The sequence below is a fragment of the Streptomyces sp. NPDC042102 genome, assembly GCF_055582305.1.
Window position 1 is genome coordinate 706,466 of the sequence record NZ_JBVJDL010000001.1, and the last position, 19,538, is coordinate 726,003.

Annotated in this window: 18 protein-coding genes; 12 read left to right on the plus strand and 6 right to left on the minus strand. The window is 73.5% G+C overall.

Annotated elements, in window-relative coordinates; genetic code table 11:
* The first annotated feature begins 26 nt into the window (after positions 1-26).
* The 3 genes from ACZ6KO_RS02910 (at position 27) to ACZ6KO_RS02920 (ending at position 3,281) form a co-directional block, all read left to right on the plus strand.
* A complete protein-coding gene (locus ACZ6KO_RS02910) occupies positions 27-959 on the plus strand; it encodes an NAD(P)/FAD-dependent oxidoreductase (protein WP_469299155.1) in 933 nt (310 codons plus the stop codon).
* A 120-nt stretch (positions 960-1,079) separates the two neighbouring features.
* The gene (locus ACZ6KO_RS02915) at positions 1,080-2,471 is read left to right on the plus strand and encodes an NAD(P)/FAD-dependent oxidoreductase (protein WP_469299157.1); all 1,392 of its coding nucleotides are present in this window, start codon (positions 1,080-1,082) and stop codon (positions 2,469-2,471) included.
* Positions 2,472-2,540: 69 nt separating this feature from the next.
* The gene (locus ACZ6KO_RS02920; RefSeq protein WP_469299159.1) at positions 2,541-3,281 is read left to right on the plus strand and encodes a class I SAM-dependent DNA methyltransferase; all 741 of its coding nucleotides are present in this window, start codon (positions 2,541-2,543) and stop codon (positions 3,279-3,281) included.
* 49 nt (positions 3,282-3,330) lie between these two features.
* Here the strand turns inward: ACZ6KO_RS02920 and ACZ6KO_RS02925 are convergent, their stop codons facing one another.
* Complete coding sequence (locus ACZ6KO_RS02925) at positions 3,331-4,404, minus strand: ATP-dependent DNA ligase (protein ID WP_469299161.1); 1,074 nt, start codon at positions 4,402-4,404, stop codon at positions 3,331-3,333.
* Positions 4,405-4,478: 74 nt separating this feature from the next.
* Between ACZ6KO_RS02925 and ligD the strand changes: the two genes are divergently transcribed.
* Together ligD and ACZ6KO_RS02935 are read left to right on the plus strand one after the other, a co-directional pair.
* Positions 4,479-5,498: a non-homologous end-joining DNA ligase gene (gene ligD, locus ACZ6KO_RS02930; protein ID WP_469299165.1), complete on the plus strand. Its 1,020-nt coding sequence runs from the start codon at positions 4,479-4,481 to the stop codon at positions 5,496-5,498.
* 83 nt (positions 5,499-5,581) lie between these two features.
* Positions 5,582-5,833, plus strand: coding sequence for a WhiB family transcriptional regulator (locus tag ACZ6KO_RS02935; protein ID WP_401450126.1), 252 nt, complete (start codon positions 5,582-5,584; stop codon positions 5,831-5,833).
* A gap of 104 nt (positions 5,834-5,937) precedes the next feature.
* On the opposite strand, the gene ACZ6KO_RS02940 is transcribed toward ACZ6KO_RS02935, so the two are convergent.
* The 3 genes from ACZ6KO_RS02940 to ssgD all read right to left on the minus strand — a co-directional run bounded on the left by ACZ6KO_RS02940 (position 5,938) and on the right by ssgD (position 9,487).
* A complete protein-coding gene (locus ACZ6KO_RS02940) occupies positions 5,938-6,909 on the minus strand; it encodes an acyl-ACP desaturase (RefSeq protein WP_469299169.1) in 972 nt (323 codons plus the stop codon).
* A gap of 223 nt (positions 6,910-7,132) precedes the next feature.
* Positions 7,133-8,776, minus strand: coding sequence for an ABC-F family ATP-binding cassette domain-containing protein (locus ACZ6KO_RS02945; RefSeq protein WP_469299170.1), 1,644 nt, complete (start codon positions 8,774-8,776; stop codon positions 7,133-7,135).
* A 294-nt stretch (positions 8,777-9,070) separates the two neighbouring features.
* Positions 9,071-9,487: a spore wall synthesis regulator SsgD gene (ssgD, locus tag ACZ6KO_RS02950; RefSeq protein WP_469299172.1), complete on the minus strand. Its 417-nt coding sequence runs from the start codon at positions 9,485-9,487 to the stop codon at positions 9,071-9,073.
* A gap of 303 nt (positions 9,488-9,790) precedes the next feature.
* Between ssgD and ACZ6KO_RS02955 the strand changes: the two genes are divergently transcribed.
* Positions 9,791-10,894, plus strand: coding sequence for a WD40/YVTN/BNR-like repeat-containing protein (locus tag ACZ6KO_RS02955; RefSeq protein ID WP_469299174.1), 1,104 nt, complete (start codon positions 9,791-9,793; stop codon positions 10,892-10,894).
* Positions 10,895-11,921: 1,027 nt separating this feature from the next.
* On the opposite strand, the gene ACZ6KO_RS02960 is transcribed toward ACZ6KO_RS02955, so the two are convergent.
* Entirely contained in the window at positions 11,922-12,221 is a 300-nt protein-coding gene (locus ACZ6KO_RS02960; RefSeq protein ID WP_469299176.1) for a YciI family protein, read from the minus strand.
* 26 nt (positions 12,222-12,247) lie between these two features.
* Between ACZ6KO_RS02960 and ACZ6KO_RS02965 the strand changes: the two genes are divergently transcribed.
* Positions 12,248-12,925, plus strand: coding sequence for an endonuclease V (locus ACZ6KO_RS02965; RefSeq protein WP_469299178.1), 678 nt, complete (start codon positions 12,248-12,250; stop codon positions 12,923-12,925).
* A 13-nt stretch (positions 12,926-12,938) separates the two neighbouring features.
* Here ACZ6KO_RS02965 and ACZ6KO_RS02970 read toward each other — a convergent pair whose 3' ends face one another.
* The gene (locus ACZ6KO_RS02970) at positions 12,939-14,138 is read right to left on the minus strand and encodes a saccharopine dehydrogenase family protein (protein WP_469299180.1); all 1,200 of its coding nucleotides are present in this window, start codon (positions 14,136-14,138) and stop codon (positions 12,939-12,941) included.
* Between the two features lie 94 nt (positions 14,139-14,232).
* Here ACZ6KO_RS02970 and ACZ6KO_RS02975 point away from each other — a divergent pair, with 94 nt between their 5' ends.
* The 5 genes from ACZ6KO_RS02975 to ACZ6KO_RS02995 all read left to right on the plus strand — a co-directional run bounded on the left by ACZ6KO_RS02975 (position 14,233) and on the right by ACZ6KO_RS02995 (position 19,489).
* Positions 14,233-14,622 carry an MmcQ/YjbR family DNA-binding protein gene (locus tag ACZ6KO_RS02975; RefSeq protein ID WP_469299182.1) on the plus strand — a complete coding sequence of 130 codons (390 nt, stop codon included), beginning with the start codon at positions 14,233-14,235 and terminating at the stop codon, positions 14,620-14,622.
* Positions 14,623-14,795: 173 nt separating this feature from the next.
* Entirely contained in the window at positions 14,796-16,052 is a 1,257-nt protein-coding gene (locus tag ACZ6KO_RS02980) for a CaiB/BaiF CoA transferase family protein (protein WP_469299184.1), read from the plus strand.
* Positions 16,052-17,077, plus strand: coding sequence for an LLM class F420-dependent oxidoreductase (locus tag ACZ6KO_RS02985; RefSeq protein WP_469299186.1), 1,026 nt, complete (start codon positions 16,052-16,054; stop codon positions 17,075-17,077). The genes ACZ6KO_RS02980 and ACZ6KO_RS02985 overlap by 1 nt, the downstream gene beginning before the upstream one ends.
* Before the next feature lie 9 nt (positions 17,078-17,086).
* On the plus strand, positions 17,087-18,229 hold the full coding sequence (locus ACZ6KO_RS02990) for an acyl-CoA dehydrogenase family protein (RefSeq protein ID WP_469299188.1): 1,143 nt from the start codon (positions 17,087-17,089) through the stop codon (positions 18,227-18,229).
* Positions 18,230-18,274: 45 nt separating this feature from the next.
* Positions 18,275-19,489 carry an acetyl-CoA C-acetyltransferase gene (locus ACZ6KO_RS02995; RefSeq protein WP_469299191.1) on the plus strand — a complete coding sequence of 405 codons (1,215 nt, stop codon included), beginning with the start codon at positions 18,275-18,277 and terminating at the stop codon, positions 19,487-19,489.
* Positions 19,490-19,538: the final 49 nt, after the last annotated feature.

Genomic DNA, 19,538 nt, shown 5'->3' on the forward strand with positions numbered 1-19,538 from the left:
GCCCGCCCGGCCGCACCCTCGCCGGTATGGACGTGCAGACGCAGGAGTACGAGATCGTGGTGGTGGGCGGGGGCGCGGCCGGCCTGAGCGCGGCCCTGACCCTGGGCCGGGCGCGCCGCTCGGTCCTGGTGATCGACGCGGGCCGGCCGCGCAACGCCCCGGCGGCCCGGGTGCACGGCTACCTCGGCCACGACGGCGCGAGCCCGGCCGGGCTGCTGGCGCGGGGCCGCGCGGAGGCGGCCGCGTACGGGGTGCGGATGCTGGCGGGGACGGCGCTGGCCGCCGACCGGCTGCCCGACGGCGGCTTCCTCGTGCGGTGCGACGACGGCCGCGCGGTCCGCGCCGCGCGGCTGCTGGTCGCGACGGGGCTGGTGGACGGGCTGCCCGACGTACCGGGCCTGGCCGCCCGGTGGGGGCGGGACGTGCTGCACTGCCCGTACTGCCACGGCTGGGAGGTACGGGACGAGCCGCTCGCGGTGCTGGCCGGCGGGCCGCACGCGGTGGCGCAGGCCCAGCTGTGGCGGCAGTGGAGCCCGCGGATCACGCTGATCGCCCAGGGCCGGGTGTTCGGGGAGGAGGCGTACGAGGAACTGGCCGCCCGCGGGATCGAGGTGACCGAGGGCCGGGCGGCCGGCCTGGTGGTCGACGACGACCGGCTGACGGGGGTGGTCCTGGACGGCGGGGCGGTACTGCCGTGCGCCGCGCTGGTCGTGGCCCCGGAACCCCGGCCCCGCACCGGGATCCTGGCGAGCCTGGGGCTGACCGCGCAGGCCGACGGCAGCGGCGCCACGGCGCTGCCCGGCGTATGGGTGGCGGGGAACGTGGCCGACCCGACGGGACACGTCGTCGGCGCGGCGGCGTCGGGTGCCCGGGCGGCGGCCGCACTCAACGCGGACCTGATCGCCGAGGAGACCCGCGGGGCGGTCGCGGCCCGGCGGGCCGCGGGCGACGGGGTCTAGTCGGGGGTGGGGCGGGGCGGACGGGTTTCGGCCGGGGCGGGGCAGTGCAGGCTACGGGCGATGTGATCGTCGTACGGCTTGCTTGCTCGCTTGCTCGCTCGCTCAGGTCAGGGGGACGCAATGGCACATGTGCTGGTCATCGGCGGCGGGGTCGGCGGACTGGCCACCGCGCTGCTCACCGCCCGGCACGGGCATACCGTCGAGCTGTTCGAGCGGGACACCCGGGCCCCCGGCGCCGCCCTCGACCGGGACTTCTTCGGGTGGCGCCGGCCGGCCGTACCGCAGGCGATGCAGCCGCACGTCCTGCTGGGCGCGGCCCGCCGGGTGCTGCGCGACGAACTGCCCGACGTGTACGCCGAGATGCTCCGGCTCGGGGCGCGGGAGCGGCACGAACTGGACTGGTTCGACGAGCGGCCGCCGGCCCGGGAGGGCGACGAGGACCTGGTGATGCTCCAGGCGCGGCGGATCGTGCTGGAGAGCGCGCTGGCCGGTGCGCTGCGCCGGGAGCCGGGCGTGGTCAGCCGGTACGGGGAACCGGTGACCGGCGTGACGACCGAACCCGGCCCGGTGGTCCGGGTGACGGGCGTCCGTACGGGTGAAGGGGCCGTCCACGCGGGCGATCTGGTCGTGGACGCGGGCGGGCGGCGCGGGGCCGCCGAGCGGTGGCTGGTCGCGGCCGGCTGCCGCCCCGGTGTCGTCGAGCGCCACCGGACCGGACTCGCGTACTTCTGCCGCTGGTACCGGCTGCCCGAGGGCGTCGACGAGGGGCCGCGCCGGCCCTGGAGCGTGAGCGGCGGCACGTTCGCCGGCTGCGCCGCCTTCCCCGCCGACAACCGGGTCTTCGCGGTGACGCTGTTCGTCCACACCGACGACCCCAGCCGCTCGGCCCTGCGCGACCCGGCGGTCTTCGAGGCCGCCGCCCGCACGTTCGCGCCCGGCGCGGCCTGGCTGGACCTGGGGGCCGAGCCGCTGTCCGAGGTGCTCGCCCAGGCCGGCCTGGACAACCGGTGGAGCGCCCTGGTGGACGACCGGGGCCCGGTCGTCGCCGGGTTCGTGCCCGTCGGCGACGCGATCACGCACACCAATCCGACCCTGGGCCAGGGCGCCTCGCTCGCCCTCTGGGCCGCACTGCGCATCGCCCGTACGGCGGACCGGGACACCGGCTCGGCGGACTTCGCGGCCGGCTACCACGCCTGGGCGGTGCGCACCCTCAAGCCGTGGTTCGACTTCCAGGTGACCGCCGACGCGGCCATCGGCGAACGCTACGCCGCCCGGGCCGGACGCACCGGCGCGGCCCGCGAGGCCGCCGCCCTCTTCGACTGCGCGCTGGACGACCCCGAGGTGATGCGGGTGCGGGCCAGGGTCCGGCACCTCGCCGAGTCGCCCGAACGCGCCTACACCGACCCCGAGGTCCGCGCCCGGGTCGCGCGGTGGCTGGCGGCCCGCCCGGACTACGTCCCGAACGCGGCCGGACCGGACCGCGCCACCTGGGAAAAGATCACCGGCCTGTGAGCCGCCGGTACCCCGAAGCCGTGCAAATGCTTCGACAGCGCCCCTCGGTGTCCGGCAAAGTTGCCGTTCGTGACGAGCAGTGAGCTGTGGACCCGTGCGACCGCCGAACGCTACGACGCCGAGGAGGCCGAGACGTCCTCGGCCGCCGTTCTCGGACCGACCCTCGCCTTCCTCGCCGAGCTCGCCGGAGACGGCCGGGCACTGGAGTTCGCCATCGGAACCGGACGCGTGGGCGTACCGCTCCGGGAGCGCGGCGTGCCGGTCGTGGGCATCGAACTGTCCGAGCACATGGCAGCGGTGCTGCGGCGCAAGAGCGACGAGGACACGCTCCCGGTCGTCATCGGTGACATGGCCACCACCGTCGTTCCCGGCGAGTTCACCCTGGTCTATCTCGTCTACAACACCATCACGAACCTGCTCACGCAGGACGAGCAGGTCGAGTGCTTCCGCAACGCCGCACGTCATCTCGCGCCCGGCGGCCGATTCGTCATCGAGCTGGGCGTGCCGCCGCTGCGGTTCCTGCCGCCCGGCCAGGTCGCGGTGCCGTTCGACGTCTCCGAACAGCATGTCGGCTTCGACACCTTCGACCTCGTCGAGCAGATCCTCGTCTCGCACCACTTCACCCGCGACGGCGACGACGGCAGCTACCGCCGCGACAACTCCATGCACCGGTACGCCTGGCCGGCCGAGCTCGACCTGATGGCACGGATCGCCGGGCTCGAGCTGGAACGTCGCGTCGCGGACTGGGACGGGGCTCCGTTCACCCAGGCCTCCGCGAAGCACATCTCCGTGTGGCGCAAGCCGCACTGAGGCCGGCCACCGGCCCGTCGACGTACTCCGTGACCGTCTCGACCCCGGGCTACGTCCCGTCCGTGCCGAGCACTTCGTTCAGGTCGTAGCTCACGACCTCTTCGAGCTGTTCGTACGTGCAGCCCGCCGGCGTACGGTCCGGGCGCCAGCGGCGGAACCGGGCCGTGTGGCGGAACCGGTCGCCCTCCATGTGGTCGTAGGCCACCTCGCAGACGCGCTCGGGGCGCAGGGGGACCCAGGAGAGGTCCTTCTTGCCGGTCCAGCGGCTCTGCGCGCCGGGCAGGCGGGCGCTCTCGTGTGCGCTCTCGTCCGTCCAGGCCGCCCAGGGATGGCCGGCCGCGCCGTCCGGCATCAGCAGGGGTTCCAGTTCGCCGACGAGTTCGGCGCGGCGTTTCATGGGGAACGCGGCGCAGACCCCGACGTGCTGGAGGCGGCCGTGGTCGTCGTGGAGGCCGAGGAGGAGCGATCCGACAATCGGACCGCTCTTGTGGAAACGGTAGCCGGCGACGACGACATCGGCCGTACGCTCGTGCTTGATCTTGAACATGAGGCGTGCGTCGGGCCGGTAGGGCAGGTCGAGGGGTTTGGCGACCACCCCGTCGAGCCCAGCGCCTTCGAATCGCTCGAACCACTCCCGCGCGAGGGCGGGGTCGGTGGTCGCGGGCGCCAGATGAACGGGGGGCCGGGCCATGGACAGGGCCTGTGACAGCGCGGTACGGCGGTCGGCGAGCGGGGTGTCGAGGAGTGCCTCGTCGCCGAGGGCGAGCAGATCGAAGGCCACGAAGCTGGCGGGGGTCGTCTCCGCGAGCATCTTCACGCGGGACGCCGCCGGGTGGATCCGCTCGGTGAGGCGATCGAAGTCCAGCCGTCCGCCGTGAACGATCACGATCTCGCCGTCCACGACGCAGCGGCCGGGCAGGTTCTCCTTCAGGGCCGTCACCAGCTCGGGGAAGTAGCGGGTCAGCGTCTTGCCGGTGCGGCTGCCGATCTCCACCTCGTCCCCGTCGCGGTGCACGATGGCCCGGAAGCCGTCCCACTTGGCCTCGTACTGCATGCCCGGCGGGATCGTGGTCACGGACTTGGCGAGCATCGGCTTGACGGGAGGCATCACGGGCAGATCCATGCCTCGATTCTGCGGTGGTACGGACGGACTCGCCCGGTGTGCGGGGCCCGCCCGGCCCGCCTACCGTGGCGCACATGGGTGCATCCGGTAATGCGATCGAGCTGGACGCGGGCGGACGGACGGTCCGGCTGTCCAATCCGGACAAGGTGTACTTCCCGGAGCGGGGGCTGACCAAGCGGGACGTGGCCACGTACTACCTGGCCGTGGCCGACGGCATCACGCGCGCCCTCCGGGACCGCCCCACCACCCTGGAGCGCTACCCCGACGGGGTGGAGGGCGAGTCGTTCTTCCAGAAGCGCGCCCCGAAGAACCTGCCCGACTGGATCCCCACCGCCCACATCGCCTTCCCCAGCGGGCGGACGGCCGACGAGATCTGCCCGACCGAACCGGCCGCCGTGCTGTGGGCCGCCAACCTGGGCTGTCTGACCTTCCACCCCTGGCCGGTGCGCCGTGCGGACACCGACCGTCCCGACGAGCTGCGCATCGACCTCGACCCGCAGCCGGGCACCGACTACCACCACGCGGTGGCGGCCGCCCACGAGCTGCGGGCCCTGCTGGACGAGCTGGGCCTGCGCGGCTGGCCCAAGACCTCCGGCGGCCGGGGCCTGCACGTCTTCGTGCCGATCGAGCCGCGCTGGACCTTCACCGAGGTCCGCCGCTGCGCGATCGCGCTGGGCCGGGAACTGGAGCGCCGGATGCCCGGCAAGGTCACCACCGCCTGGTGGAAGGAGGAGCGCGGCGAGCGGATCTTCGTCGACTACAACCAGACCGCCCGGGACCGCACCATCGCCTCCGCCTACTCCGTCCGCCCGCGCCCGTACGCCCCGGTCTCCGCCCCGCTGCGCTGGGAGGAGATCGACTCCGCCGAGCCCCGCGACTTCGACATCGTCACCATGCCCGCGCGCTACGCCGAACTCGGCGACCTCCACGCGGACATGGACGAGCACGCCTTCACCCTGGACTCCGTCCTGGAGCTGTCCCACCGCGACGAACATGACCACGGCCTGGGAGACATGCCGTACCCGCCGGACTACCCGAAGATGCCGGGCGAACCCAAGCGGGTCCAGCCGAGCCGCGCCAAGCGCGAGGACTGAGGGGTCGTGCTCCGGCACGTCGGCTTGACGCGCGTTGATCGGTCGTTGATCGGACGCTCATCGGGCCCGACAAGGATCGGCGCATGTCGATCAACACGAACACGACGGCTCCCGCTTGGCACGAGCTCGCCCTCTGCGCCCAGACCGGCCCCGACTTCTTCTTCCCGGAACCGGGCACGTCCCTGCACGACGCGAAGCGCCTGTGCGGGGCGTGCGAGGGCCGCGCCGGATGCCTGGAGTACGCGCTGGCCAACGACGAGCGCTTCGGCGTCTGGGGCGGTCTGTCGGAGCGCGAGCGCAACGCCCTGCGGCCGAGCGGCAGCCGCCGGGGTTGAGCGGGGAGCGGTGTTCGCGCGCTTCCGGCCCGGCGGCACGGGCCTCCCTGAGGGAGGCCCGGTGGGTGCCTTCCGGGCCGGGCTCGTGCGGTCAGCTCGTGCGGTCAGCCCTTGCGGGCGGCCAGGCGCGCGGCGCGGGCGGCCAGGCGCTCGTCGAACTTGCGGGCCTCGGAGTCCAGGCCGTTCATGAACAGGCCGAGCTCGTCCTGCGCCTTCTGCCCCTCGGGGCCCAGGCCGTCGATGTCCATGATCTTCAGGAAGCGGATCACGGGGCTCAGCACGTCGTCGTGGTGGATCCGCAGGTTGTAGACCCCGCCGATCGCCATCTGCGCGGCCATCCGCTCGAAGCCGGGCATGCCGTGTCCGGGCATCCGGAAGTTGACGACCACGTCCCGCACCGCCTGCATCGTCAGGTCGGGAGCGAGCTCGAAGGCGGCCGCGAGCAGGTTGCGGTAGAAGATCATGTGCAGGTTCTCGTCCTGCGCGATGCGCGCCAGCATCCGGTCGCAGACCGGGTCACCGGACTGGTGGCCGGTGTTGCGGTGCGAGATGCGGGTGGCGAGCTCCTGGAAGGCGACGTACGCCACCGAGTGCAGCATGGAGTGGCGGTTGTCGGACTCGAACCCCTCCGACATGTGCTGCATGCGGAACACTTCGAGCTTGTCCGGGTCCACGGCGCGCGAGGCCAGCAGGTAGTCGCGCATCACGATGCCGTGGCGGCCCTCCTCGGCCGTCCAGCGGTGCACCCAGGTGCCCCAGGCGCCGTTCCGGCCGAAGAGCGTGGCGATCTCGTGGTGGTAGCTGGGGAGGTTGTCCTCGGTCAGCAGGTTCACGACCAGCGCGATCTTGCCGATGTCGGTGACCTTGGACTGCTCCGGGTCCCAGGCCTCACCGTCCTCGAAGAAGCCGGGGAAGTTCCGCCCGTCGCTCCACGGGACGTACTCGTGGGGCATCCAGTCCTTGGTGACCTTCAGATGGCGGTTGAGCTCCTTCTCCACGACCTCTTCCAGCGCGTACAGCAGCTTGGCGTCGGTCCACGCCTCCGAGCTGCCGAGGTGGGGAGAAGTGATCGTCACGGGTGCTCCTGGGGACAAGCGAATTACCTACGGTTCCGTAGCCTACGAAACCGTAGGTTAAGCGCGGCGTGAAGGTCAGCCAAGTCCCAGGGGTGGGTGTGGACGGTTACGTGCTGTTATGTCCGCAGTTCGAGGGTGTGGTGAGGGCAGCAGAGAGGTGACCTGCGGCACCCGCTTCGGGTGGGGGAAGGGGTGCCGCAGGCGTGATCACGCGCCTGCCGTCCTACTCCCACATCGCCGCGCGGACCTGCTCCGCCGTCGTCGGGCGGAGCTCGCCGTCGAGCAGCAGCCAGCGGGTGATGCCCAGGGATTCGAGGAACGGCACGTCGTGGCTCGCCACGATCAGTGCCCCCTGGTACGACTCCAGGGCGTCGGTCAGCTGCCGGACGCTGGCCAGGTCGAGATTGTTCGTCGGCTCGTCCAGCATCAGCAGCTGCGGGGCCGGCTCCGCCAGCAGCAGCGCGGCCAGCGCCGCCCGGAAGCGCTCGCCGCCGGACAGGTTGCCGGCCGGCTGGTCCGCCCGCCCGCCGCGGAACAGGAAGTGCGCCAGGCGCGCCCGGATCCGGTTGTTGGTGGCCTCGGGGGCGAACCACGCCACGTTCTCCACCACCGTCCGGCGCTCGTCCAGTACGTCGAGACGCTGTGGCAGGAAGCGGGTCGGCACGTGCGTGACCGCCTCCCCGGCCCGCGGCTCGATCAGGCCCGCGATCGTCCGCAGCAGCGTCGTCTTGCCCGAACCGTTGCGGCCCACGAGCGCGATCCGCTCCGGTCCGCGCAGGTCCCACTCACCCCGGACGGTCGCCCCGTGGGCGAGCCGCACGTCACGCAGGGTCAGCACCCGGCGGCCCGGCGGCACCAGGGTGGTGGGCAGCTCGATGCGGATCTCGGCGTCGTCCCGGACGGACTCGATCGCCTCATGGAGACGTTCGCGCGCCTGGACGAGCTTCTCGGTGTGGGCGGTACGGAGCTTGCCGGCCGACTCCTGCGCGGCGCGCTTGCGGGCGCCCGCCACGATGGGAGGCACGCGCTTGTTCTCCTGGCTCTTCTGGCCGTACCGCTTGCGCCGGGCCAACTTGACGTGCGTGTCGGCCAGTTCACGCTTCTGGCGCTGTACGTCGGCCTCCGCCACGCGGACCATCCGCTCGGCCGCCTCCTGCTCGGCGGCGACCATTTCCTCGTACGCGCTGAAGTTCCCGCCGTACCAGCGCACTTCGCCCTCGCGGAGCTCGGCGATCTGGTCGACCCGTTCCAGCAGCTCCCGGTCGTGGCTGACCACGACCATCACCCCGGACCAGGATTCGACGGCCGCGTAGAGGCGGTTACGGGCCCGCAGGTCGAGGTTGTTGGTGGGTTCGTCGAGCAGCAGGACGTCGGGGCGGGCCAGGAGCAGCGCGGCCAGGCGCAGCAGGACCGACTCGCCGCCCGAGAGGTCGCCCACGGTGCGGTCCAGCCCGATCGAGCCGAGGCCGAGCTGGTCGAGCGTGGCGAGGGCGCGCTCCTCGACGTCCCAGTCGTCGCCGACGGCCGCGAAGTTCTCCTCCGTCGCCGCGCCCGCCTCGATGGCGTGCAGGGCGGCCCGGGTGGCGGCGATGCCGAGGGCGTCGTCCACGCGGAGGGCGGTGTCGAGGGTGACGTCCTGCGGGAGGTGGCCGACCGTTCCGGCGACGGTGATGTGACCGTCGGACGGGGTGAGCGCGCCCGCGATCAGCTTCAGCAGGGTCGACTTTCCCGATCCGTTGAGGCCGATCAGGCCGGTGCGACCGGGGCCGACGGTGAGCTGGAGCCCGTCGAGGACGGGGGTGCCGTCGGGCCAGTCGAAGGAGAGGGCGGAGCAGGCGATGGACGCCGGGGCATGGGTGTGACTCATGAGGTCTCCAGGTTGCGTGGATGTGCGGTGCAACGCGGGGAGACACCGGCGTACGGCAGCGGCCACCGGATGGCGGCTGCAGTCACGGCGCGGGGTGCGGAGGCACGGGGCGCCTGTGCGTACGGGTGGGTGTCTCGGACCTCAGAAGAGCAACGTCCTGCTCCGATCGGCGGGGGATGGGTCGCCTTCGAAGCTACGGGCGGGTGGTACCGCCCGCAATCGAATTATCGGGGTGGGTGGGGTGGGTGGTGCGGGGAGGGGAGGGCTGGGCCGGGTGGTGCTCTGGTGGCCGCGTCAGCAGGAGTCGCGCATCAGCTCGGCCAGGCTGTGGTCCATGTCGAGGAACAGGTGTTCCGTGCCCGGCGGGACGATCGCCGCGGCGCGCTCCAGGAAGTGGTACAGGTCCGCCGACTCCATGAGGACGATCGCGACGCCCTCCGGCGCGTGGAACTCCACGACCGTGCGGCCGGCGCCGTACGGACGGACGCGGACGTCGCCGTGGCCCGTCGGGCGGTCCAGGCCGGCTTCCAGCAGCTCCCGCGCGAAGGTCCAGGAGACCTCGATGCCCTCCAGGGTCGCGGGGGCGGGGAAGGCCATGCGGATGGCGAAGGGGTCCGCCCGGTCGTAGCAGAGGGTGACGGGAACGATCTCGACCTTCGGTGCGGTGGCGACCAGACGGGCCTGCACGGCCTGCTCGATGACAGTGATCAAGGCTCGCTCCCTTGCTGCGGATCGGGTGCGGGCGGAAGGGGTGGGCGCCCGGCACCCGGATAGACGCGGAAAACGGCGAATCCGTGCATGCCAGGGGTACGTGAGCTGTATCACCGATTGGCCGGTTCTTGATGGTGCGATCGCACAGGAGTGGGGGTGGGTGAGGGATTCCGGGGGCGGGACGGGGTGGCGGGAGGTCCGGAGTACGGCTGATTTCCGCTCACCCGGCGAGCGCAAGGCGCCCTGGACGGAGATTCGCGCGGTGCGTTAGCTTCCCGCGCCATGAGACTTCTGGGAGTTGGCATGTGCGCGGCACTTCTGGTCGGGGCGCTGGCCGCACCCGCGCAGGCGGCGGGCAGCGGAGCACAGGGTGTGCACGGCGTGCGCGAGGACTTACGCGGGGACCTGCGCGGAGCCGGGTGGGCGCTCAAGGCAACGGGGGCCGACGCCCGCTTCCGCGGGCTCGCGGCGGTGAGCCGGAGTACGGCGTGGGTGTCCGGGTCCAAGGGGACCGTGCTGCGCACGGTCGACGGGGGACGCAGCTGGAGCAACGTGTCGCCGCCGGCGGCCGTGGCGGACGGGCTGGAGCTGCGGGACATCGAGGCGTTCGACGCGCGGCGGGCCGTCGCCCTGTCGATCGGGGAGGGCGAGGACTCGCGGATCTTCCGTACGGAGGACGGGGGCGCGACGTGGAGCGAGGCGTTCAGGAACGGTGACGCGCGGGCGTTCTACGACTGTCTGACCTTCTTCGACCCACGGCACGGGCTCGCGGTGAGCGACCCGGTGGACGGCAGGTTCCGGATGCTCGCGACGGAGGACGGCGGGCGGAGCTGGCGGGTGCTGCCGGCCGAGGGGATGCCGGCCGCCCTGCCAGGGGAGGCGGGCTTCGCAGCGAGCGGTCAGTGTCTGGTGAGCGCGGGCTCGCGGGACGTCTGGCTCGCGACCGGTGGCGGGGCGGCGGGCCGGGTGCTGCACTCGTCGGACCGGGGCCTGACGTGGCGGGTGGCCGACTCCACCGTGCCCGGCGGTGATCCGGCGAAGGGGGTCTTCGGGCTGGCGTTCCGGGAAGGCGGGGCGCGCGCGGCCGGGCTGGCCGTCGGTGGGGACTACCGCACCGGGGAGGCGTCGCCGCGGGCGGCCGCCGTCTCGTCCGACGCGGGGGCGACCTGGCGGGCCTCGGCCACGCCGCCGGCCGCCTACCGGTCGGGCGTGACCTGGATGCCGTACCTGCGCTCGGTGGCGCTGGCGGTGGGGCCGACGGGGACGGACGTGACCCTGGACGCGGGGCGTACGTGGCGCCAGGTCGACACCGGGTCGTTCGACACGGTGGCGTGCGGGCGGGACGGGGGCTGCTGGGCGGCCGGCGAGAAGGGCCGGGTGGGCAGGCTGGAACCGGGCATGGGGTGAGGCCGGGGCTCCCGGTGCCCGGGGTCCCAGCCCCTGACGACCCGGCCCCCCGGCCCGGGGTCCGTGGCCCGGAGCCCGGCCCGGATCCGTACACCCGCGTCCGCAGCCTGGGGTCCGGCCCGGATCCTCTCGGCCGGGGTTCGTTGGCCCGGGGTCCAGCCCGGATCCCCTCGCCCGAGGTCCGCGGCCCGGGGTCCAGCCCGGATCCCTACACCCGCGTCCGCAGCCCGGCGTCCGGCCCGGATCCCCTCGTCCGGGGTCCGTGGCCCAGGGACCGGCCCGGCCCGTGGCGGGCACAGGCCGGTGGCTCTCGGCAGTCCGCCGTCCGGGCGGGGCGGCCCGGACTGCCGCCCCCGGCCGATGGACCGCCGCCCACCCGAACGAACGGCAGGGGGCGGGCGCCGACCGGCCGGGGCGGGGGCTCACCCCGGGCCGGGTCGGCCGGCACGTTCCGGCGGGCCGCCCGCCCCGGGGCGGCCAGGGGTTGGCCGGTCCCGGGCGTGGACGGGTGCCGACCGGCCGGGGCGGGTGCGGCTCACCGTGCCGGGTCGGCCGGCATCTTTTGATGGTCCGCCTTCGCCGGGGCGGCCAGGGGCTGGCCGGGCCCGGGCGGGGACGCGCACCGATCGCCCAAGGCGGGGGCGGCTCACCCTGGGTCGGGTCGGCCTGCACCTGCCGACGGGCCGCCCGCCCCGGGGCGGCCAAGGGCTGGCCGGGCCCGGGCATGGACGGGCACCGACCGGCCGGGGCGGGGGCGGCTCACGCCGGGCCGGGTCGGCCGGCGCCTTTCGGCGGGCCACCCGCCCCGGGCCCGGCCGGGGGCGGTGCGTGGACGGCTTCGTTCGCCCGGCGGGCGGGAGGGAGGGTGCGGGACGGCGTCCCCCCAGGGCCGGTCCGGCGGAGCACGGCCGGAGCCGCTGCCCGCCTCCCGATCCGCCGGAGCGCGGCCGGGGCTGCCACCCGCCCCCCGAAGCGCCGGAGCGCGGCCAGGGCTGCCACCCGCCCCCCCCGAACTGCCGGAGCGGCCCTACGCGGCCAGGGTTTCGCGGACCGGGGCGAGGTCGGAGGAGGTCTTCGTCGCGATGAACTCCGTGATGCGGTACGCGCAGACGCCCGCCACCGTGAACGGGTCCTCCTCCGCGATCCGCTCGACCTCCGCGCGCGAGACGCCGTGGGCCAGGATGACGCCGCCGTCGCGCGGGACCTTGCGGCCCGAGGCCAGGAAGACGCCCGAGGCGTAGTAGCCGTCCAGCCAGGCGATATGCGCGTCCATCTCCTCCTCCACGGCTTCGACGGGGGCGGTGTAGGTCAACTCCATGATGAACATGATCGCCAGGCTACTCTCGGACCATCATGACGAGTGTGAAGACCCCCGCCGACGAGGCCGAGGCCCGGGCGATACAGGACGAACTGCGCGACCGGGTCATCCTCACCGAGGCCGGGCCCCCACCCGGCGGCGGGCTGATCGCCGGGGTCGACGTCGCCTACGACGACGAGCGCGACCTCGTCGCCGCGGCGGCCGTCGTCCTCGACGGGCGGACCCTCGACGTGGTCGAGGAGGCCACCGCCGTGGGGCACGTCAGCTTCCCCTACGTCCCCGGGCTGCTGGCCTTCCGGGAACTGCCCACCGTGCTGGCCGCCCTCGACGCCCTGACCGCCACCCCCGGCCTCGTCGTCTGCGACGGCTACGGCCTCGCCCACCCCCGCGGCTTCGGGCTGGCCTGCCACCTCGGCGTGGTGACCGGCCTGCCGAGCATGGGCGTGGCCAAGAACCCGTTCACCTTCACGTACGAGGAACCGGGCGCCGGCCGCGGTGAAGCCACGCCCCTGCGCGCCGCCGACGGGAGCGAGGTCGGGCGGGCCCTGCGCACGCAGGCTGCGGTCAAGCCCGTCTACGTCTCCGTGGGCCACCGGATCGGCCTGGACAACGCCTGCGCGCACGCCCTGGCCCTCAGCCCCCGCTTCCGGATACCCGAGACGACCCGGCACGCGGACTCCCTGTGCCGCCGGGCCCTGCGCGAGGCGCGGTAGGGCGACGGTTCCGTCAGCGGACGTCGGCCACCCGGAAGCGGATCCCCGCCCGCCGGAGCCGCTCCAGCAGCGCGTCGCCCATCGCCACGGCTGTGGTCAGCTGTCCGGCCCGGGCCGGGAGTTCGTCGTACGCGAGGCACAGCGCCGACTCGGCCAGCATCTTGGCCGTCTCCCCGTACCCCGGGTCGCCGCCCGACACCTCGGTGAAGACCCGCCGGCCGCCGCCCTCGCCCACGAAGCGGACCGTGAACCAGCTGCGCGCCCGGCGTTCCGCGTCCGGGCCGGAGCCCGGCTCCCAGCGGTTCATCAGCCAGCGCCGCGCGGGCGGGATCTGGGCCAGGGCGGCGGCCGCGCCCACGGCCGCGGCGGCGCCGAACGCCACCGGCAGGTGCTTGACGGAGGCGTAGTGCCGGTAGCGGAAGTCCGGGCCGTAGCGCTCCAGGGCGGCCGCCGAACGGGCCACCACCTGCGGATCCAGGGTGGGCAGCGGCAGCGCCCAGCGGCCCGTCTCACGGCTGAACCGGGGCGCCCCGACCGGCCCCCGGGCCCGGCGGCCCAGCAGTCGAGGCTCGTGCAGCCGGCGCCGCCGCGCGGCGGCCAGGGTCTGCGGGCCGCGGCTGAACGCGGTCAGCGCGGAGGCGAGCGTTCCGCCGGAGAAGAGCCCGTGGCCGCTCATGAAGCCGTCGACGGTGAGCGGCACGCCCTCGGGCAACTGGCGCACCGTGAAGTACGCGCCGAGGTCGGCCGGGACGGAGTCGAAGCCGCAGGCGTGCACGATCCGCGCGCCGGTCTCCCGGGCCCGTGCGTCGTGCTCGACGAACACCCGGTCCACGAACTCCGGCTCGCCGGTCAGGTCCACGTAGTCGGTGCCGGACTCGGCGCAGGCCGCGACGAGTTCCTGCCCGTAGAGGACGTACGGGCCGACGGTCGTGGCGAGCACCCGGGTGGCGGCGGCCAGCTCGCGCAGCGCGCCCGCGTCGGAGGCGTCCGCGCGCAGCAGCGGCAGCTTCGCGCACGCCGGGTCGAGGGCGGCCAGGCGCTCGCGCAGTCGCTCCAGCTTGGCCGTGTCGCGGCCGGCGAGGGCCCAGCGGCAGCCGGCCGGGGCGTTCGCCGCGAGGTACTCGGCGGTCAGGGACCCCGCGAAACCCGTCGCGCCGAAGAGCACGACGTCATACGTGCGTTGTGCGTCGACGTGGCGAACCTGTCCAGTCACCTTCGCTCCTCCGGGCCGATGTCGGTGGCTGAGGCTAGCGTGAGGAGCGACCGCTCGTGCGAGCGGGTGGGCCCGCGGGAGTGAGGAGGCTTGGGTGAAGGCTGCGGTGCGCAAGTGGGAGCAGGTGCGCGCGTTCGCGCTCGGGCTGCCGGAGGCGGTCGAGGAGTTCCCGTGGGGACCCGAGGACTGCGTGATCAAGGTCAACAAGAAGATCTTCGTCTTCCTGGGCAACACGGACGGGCCGAACCCGCCCGGGCTGTCGGTCAAGCTCAAGGACGAGGCGCTGCACGGCCACGCGATGACCGCGCCGGGTGCCGAACCCACCGGGTACGGGCTGGGCCGCTCGGGATGGGTGTCGGTACCGCTGGGGGAGAAGGGGGCGCCGAGCGCGCAGATGCTGTGCGAGTGGGTGGAGGAGAGCTACCGCACGGTGGCCCTCAAGCGCCACGTCAAGGTGCTCGACGAGCGAGCGGGCGCCTCGTGAGCCGTGCGGGCGGGGCAGACGTGTCGGACACGATGCCCCTGGGCTAAGCGCTTGCTCAATCGGACCGGCCCGGGGGCTTGTGCTGCGTGGAACGCGTTCCTAGCATCGCTGGTGTTACATCAGTTGTGTCATACGCGCGGACGGCGGATGGACGCCGGGATGCTGGGGGCTCGATGGCAGAGACAGGCAACGCTCCGCACGGTCCGCTCGCGGGCGTACGTGTCGTCGAACTGGCGGGCATCGGCCCCGGACCGTTCGCCGCCATGCTGCTCGCCGACCTCGGCGCGGACGTCGTCCGCGTGGACCGGCCCGGCGGTGGCGCCCTCGCGGTCGACCCCGCCTACGACGTCACCAACCGCAACAAGCGCTCCGTGCTGCTCGACCTGAAGTCCGCCGAGGGCCCCGCCCGCGTGCTGGACCTGGTCGAGCGCGCCGACGTCCTCATCGAGGGCTTCCGCCCCGGGGTCGCCGAGCGGCTCGGCGTCGGCCCGGCCGCATGCCACGCCCGCAACCCGCGGCTGGTGTACGGCCGGATGACCGGCTGGGGGCAGGAGGGCCCGCTGGCCCGCACCGCCGGCCACGACATCGCGTACATCGCCGTCACCGGCGCCCTGGGCATGATCGGCGAACCGGGCGAGCCCCCGGCCGTCCCCGCCAACCTCGTCGGGGACTACGCCGGCGGCTCGCTGTACCTGGTCATCGGTGTCCTCGCCGCCCTCCAGCACGCCCGCACCACCGGTACCGGCCAGGTCGTCGACGCCGCGATCGTCGACGGCACCGCCCACCTCACCGCCATGATCCACGGGATGCTGGCGGCCGGCGGCTGGCAGGACCGGCGCGGGGCCAACCTCCTCGACGGCGGCTGCCCGTTCTACGGCACCTACGAGACCGCCGACGGCGGGTACATGGCGGTCGGCGCGCTGGAGCAGCAGTTCTACGACACCTTCACCGAGCTGCTCGGCATCAAGGACGAGGCCCCGGCCCGCAAGGACCTGGCGCGCTGGGGCGAGCTGCGCGAGGTGGTCGCCGCCCGCTTCAGATCCCGTACGCGCGAGGAGTGGACGGCCGTCTTCGAGGGCTCCGACGCCTGTGTGGCCCCCGTGCTGTCGCTGCGCGAGGCCCCGCACCACCCGCACCTCGCCGCCCGGTCCACCTTCACGGAGGCCGGCGGGATCACCCAGCCCGCGCCCGCGCCGCGCTTCTCGGCGACACCGGCCACGGTCGTCACCGCCCCGGCCCTGCCGGGGGCGGACACGGCGTCCGTGGCCCGCGACTGGGACGTACCGGCCCTGGCCGGGCCCGTGCCGGATCCCGGCGCCCCCGCGCCGGACCCCGGTGCCCCCGTGCCGGACCCCGGCGCCCCCGCTCCCATCGATCCGACCGCCACGGCCGGCGGCGCGCAGGACGCCGCCGGGAAGGACGACGCCTGATGGAACTGTCCATGCTGCTCGACTACGCCGGCGATCCACGCCGCGCCGCCGACGAGGCGGCCGCGCTGGAGGCGGCCGGCCTCGACGCCGTCTGGGTCGCCGAGGCCTGGGGCTTCGACTCCCCGACGATCATGGGCTACCTGGCCGCCCGCACCGAGCGGATGAAGATCGGCTCGGCCATCCTCAACGTCTACTCCCGCACCCCCGCCCTCGTCGCCCAGACCGCCGCCGGCCTCGACGCGATCTCCGGCGGCCGGGCCCTGCTGGGACTCGGGGCCTCCGGCCCGCAGGTCGTCGAGGGCTGGCACGGGAAGCCGTACGACAAGCCGCTCGGCCGCACCCGCGAGACCGTCGAGCTGTGCCGGCGGATCTGGCGCCGCGAGACCATCGACCACCACGGCATCACCGACATGCCGCTGCCGCCCGAGCGGGGCGGCCGGCACGGCAAGCCGCTGAAGATCCTCACCCGCCCCGTGCGCCCCGCCATCCCCGTCTACATCGCCTCCCTCGGCCCGGCCAACGTGGCGCTGACCGCCGAGATCGCCGACGGCTGGCTGCCCACCCTCTTCCTTCCCGAGAAGGCCCGGGACGTCTGGGGAGCGCCGCTCGCCGAGGGCGCCGCCCGGCGCGACCCGGCGCTCGGCCCGCTCCGGACCGTGGCGGGCGGCCTGCTCGCCATCGGCGAGGACGCGGCCGCCGTACGCGACCTCGCGCGTCCTCAGATCGCCCTGTATGTCGGTGGCATGGGTGCGGTCGGCAAGAACTTCTACAACGACCTCGCCGTCGCCTACGGCTACGGGGACGCCGCCCGCCGGATCCAGGAGCTCTACCTCGCAGGCCACAAGCGCGACGCCGCGGCCGCCGTCCCGGACGAGTTCTGCGAGCTGATGACGCTGTGCGGGCCGGAAGGATACGTGCGCGAGCGCATCGAGGCCTTCCGCGAGGCGGGCGTCACCATGCTGAACGTCACGCCGGTCGGCCCGGAGCCGGCCAAGCTCGTCGAGACCGTCAAGAACTGGCTGTAGGGGGACCCGATGCAACGCCGCATCTTCGATGCCGACCACGACGCGTTCCGCGAGACCGTCCGTACCTTCCTCGCCAAGGAGGTGCTCCCGCACTACGACCAGTGGGAGAAGGACGGCATCGTCAGCCGCGAGGCCTGGCGCGCGGCCGGCCGGCAGGGCCTGCTGGGCCTGGCCGTACCGGAGGAGTACGGGGGCGGCGGCAACCCCGACTTCCGCTACGCCGCCGTCATCGCCGAGGAGTTCACCCGGGCCGGGGCCGCCGGGCTCGCCATCGGGCTGCACAACGACATCATCGGCCCGTATCTCACCTCGCTGGCCACAGACGAGCAGAAGCGGCGCTGGCTGCCCGGCTTCTGCAGCGGCGAGATCATCTCGGCCATCGCGATGACCGAGCCGGGCGCCGGCTCCGACCTCCAGGGCATCAAGACCTCCGCCGAGGACCGCGGCGACCACTGGGTGCTCAACGGCTCCAAGACCTTCATCTCCAACGGCATACTCGCCGACCTGGTGATCGTCGTGGCGAAGACGACCCCGGAGGGCGGTGCCCACGGCCTGTCCCTGCTCGTCGTCGAGCGCGGCACGGCCGGCTTCGAGCGCGGCCGCAACCTCGACAAGATCGGCCAGAAGGCGCAGGACACGGCCGAGCTGTTCTTCCACGACGTGACCGTGCCCAAGGAGAACCTCCTCGGGGAACTCAACGGCGCGTTCGTGCACCTGATGACCAACCTCGCCCAGGAGCGCCTGGGCATCGCCATGGCCGGCATCGCGGCCGCGGAGCACCTGCTGGAGATCACCACCGGGTACGTCAAGGAGCGCGAGGCCTTCGGCCGGCCCCTGTCCAAGCTCCAGCACATCCGCTTCGAGATCGCGGAGATGGCCACCGAGTGCGCCGTCACCCGCACCTTCCTCGACCGCTGCATCGTGGACCACTCCAACGGCGAGCTGGACCACGTGCACGCCTCGATGGCCAAGTGGTGGGCCACCGAACTGCAAAAACGCGTCGCGGACCGCTGCCTCCAGCTGCACGGCGGCTACGGCTACATGACCGAGTACCGGGTCGCACGGGCCTTCACCGACGGCCGCATCCAGACCATCTACGGCGGGACGACCGAGATCATGAAGGAGATCATCGGCCGTTCCCTGCTCGGCTGAGACCCTCCTCCGCACCGACCCAGACCTCCCCGAAAGGCTTGACCAGTGAGCAGCGAAGCGTACGTGTACGACGCGATCCGCACCCCGCGCGGGCGCGGCAAGGCCAATGGATCCCTGCACGGCACCAAGCCGATCGACCTGGTGGTGGGCCTCATCCACGCGCTGCGCGAGCGCAACCCCGGCCTGGACCCGGCCACCGTCGACGACATCGTCCTCGGCGTGGTCAGCCCCGTGGGCGACCAGGGCTCGGACATCGCGCGGACCGCGGCGATCTCCGCGGGGCTGCCGGACACCGTGGCGGGCGTCCAGGAGAACCGCTTCTGCGGCTCCGGTCTGGAGGCCGTCAACCTGGCCGCTGCCAAGGTCCGCTCCGGCTTCGAGGACCTGGTCCTGGCCGGTGGCGTGGAGTCGATGTCCCGGGTCCCGATGGCCTCGGACGGCGGCGCCTGGTTCAACGACCCGATGACGAACTTCAACAACAGCTTCGTCCCGCAGGGCATCGGCGCCGACCTCATCGCCACCATCGAGGGATTCTCCCGGCGCGACGTGGACGAGTTCGCCGCCCTCTCCCAGGAGCGGGCCGCCACCGCCTGGAAGGAGGGCCGGTTCGCCCGGTCCGTCATCCCGGTCACCGACCGCAACGGCCTGGTCGTCCTCGACCACGACGAGCACATGCGGCCCGGCACCACCGCCGATTCCCTGGCCAAGCTCAAGGCCTCGTTCGCGGACATCGGCGAGCTCGGCGGCTTCGACTCCGTCGCGCTGCAGAAGTACCACTGGGTCGAGAGGATCGACCACGTCCACCACGCCGGCAACTCCTCCGGCATCGTCGACGGCGCCTCGCTCGTCGCGATCGGCTCCCGCGAGGCGGGCGACCGCAACGGTCTGGCGCCGCGCGCCCGGATCGTCTCGGCCGCCGTCTCCGGCTCCGAGCCCACCATCATGCTCACCGGCCCCACCCCCGCCACCCGTAAGGCCCTCGCCAAGGCCGGGCTGACCATCGACGACATCGACCTGATCGAGATCAACGAAGCCTTCGCCGGCGTCGTGCTCCGCTTCGTCAAGGACATGGGCGTCAGCCTCGACAAGGTCAACGTCAACGGCGGCGCCATCGCGCTCGGCCACCCGCTGGGCGCCACCGGCGCCATGATCCTCGGCACGCTCATCGACGAGCTGGAGCGCCAGGACAAGCGCTACGGCCTCGCCACCCTCTGCATCGGCGGCGGCATGGGCATCGCCACCGTCGTCGAGCGACTGTGAACCGTCCTGATCCCGCGACCGACACGCCACCGACAACGGAAGTAGAGAA

What these genes read in the sequence shown, in the direction of transcription:
- ACZ6KO_RS02910 (WP_469299155.1), top strand. Translation starts at nt 27, where the DNA reads ATGGACGTGCAGACGCAGGAGTACGAGATCGTGGTGGTGGGCGGGGGC.
- ACZ6KO_RS02915 (WP_469299157.1), top strand. Translation starts at nt 1,080, where the DNA reads ATGGCACATGTGCTGGTCATCGGCGGCGGGGTCGGCGGACTGGCCACC.
- ACZ6KO_RS02925 (WP_469299161.1), bottom strand. Translation starts at nt 4,404, where the DNA reads ATGGATCTGCCCGTGATGCCTCCCGTCAAGCCGATGCTCGCCAAGTCC.
- ligD (WP_469299165.1), top strand. Translation starts at nt 4,479, where the DNA reads ATGGGTGCATCCGGTAATGCGATCGAGCTGGACGCGGGCGGACGGACG.
- ACZ6KO_RS02935 (WP_401450126.1), top strand. Translation starts at nt 5,582, where the DNA reads ATGTCGATCAACACGAACACGACGGCTCCCGCTTGGCACGAGCTCGCC.
- ACZ6KO_RS02945 (WP_469299170.1), bottom strand. Translation starts at nt 8,776, where the DNA reads ATGAGTCACACCCATGCCCCGGCGTCCATCGCCTGCTCCGCCCTCTCC.
- ACZ6KO_RS02955 (WP_469299174.1), top strand. Translation starts at nt 9,791, where the DNA reads ATGTGCGCGGCACTTCTGGTCGGGGCGCTGGCCGCACCCGCGCAGGCG.
- ACZ6KO_RS02960 (WP_469299176.1), bottom strand. Translation starts at nt 12,221, where the DNA reads ATGTTCATCATGGAGTTGACCTACACCGCCCCCGTCGAAGCCGTGGAG.
- ACZ6KO_RS02965 (WP_469299178.1), top strand. Translation starts at nt 12,248, where the DNA reads ATGACGAGTGTGAAGACCCCCGCCGACGAGGCCGAGGCCCGGGCGATA.
- ACZ6KO_RS02980 (WP_469299184.1), top strand. Translation starts at nt 14,796, where the DNA reads ATGGCAGAGACAGGCAACGCTCCGCACGGTCCGCTCGCGGGCGTACGT.
- ACZ6KO_RS02985 (WP_469299186.1), top strand. Translation starts at nt 16,052, where the DNA reads ATGGAACTGTCCATGCTGCTCGACTACGCCGGCGATCCACGCCGCGCC.
- ACZ6KO_RS02990 (WP_469299188.1), top strand. Translation starts at nt 17,087, where the DNA reads ATGCAACGCCGCATCTTCGATGCCGACCACGACGCGTTCCGCGAGACC.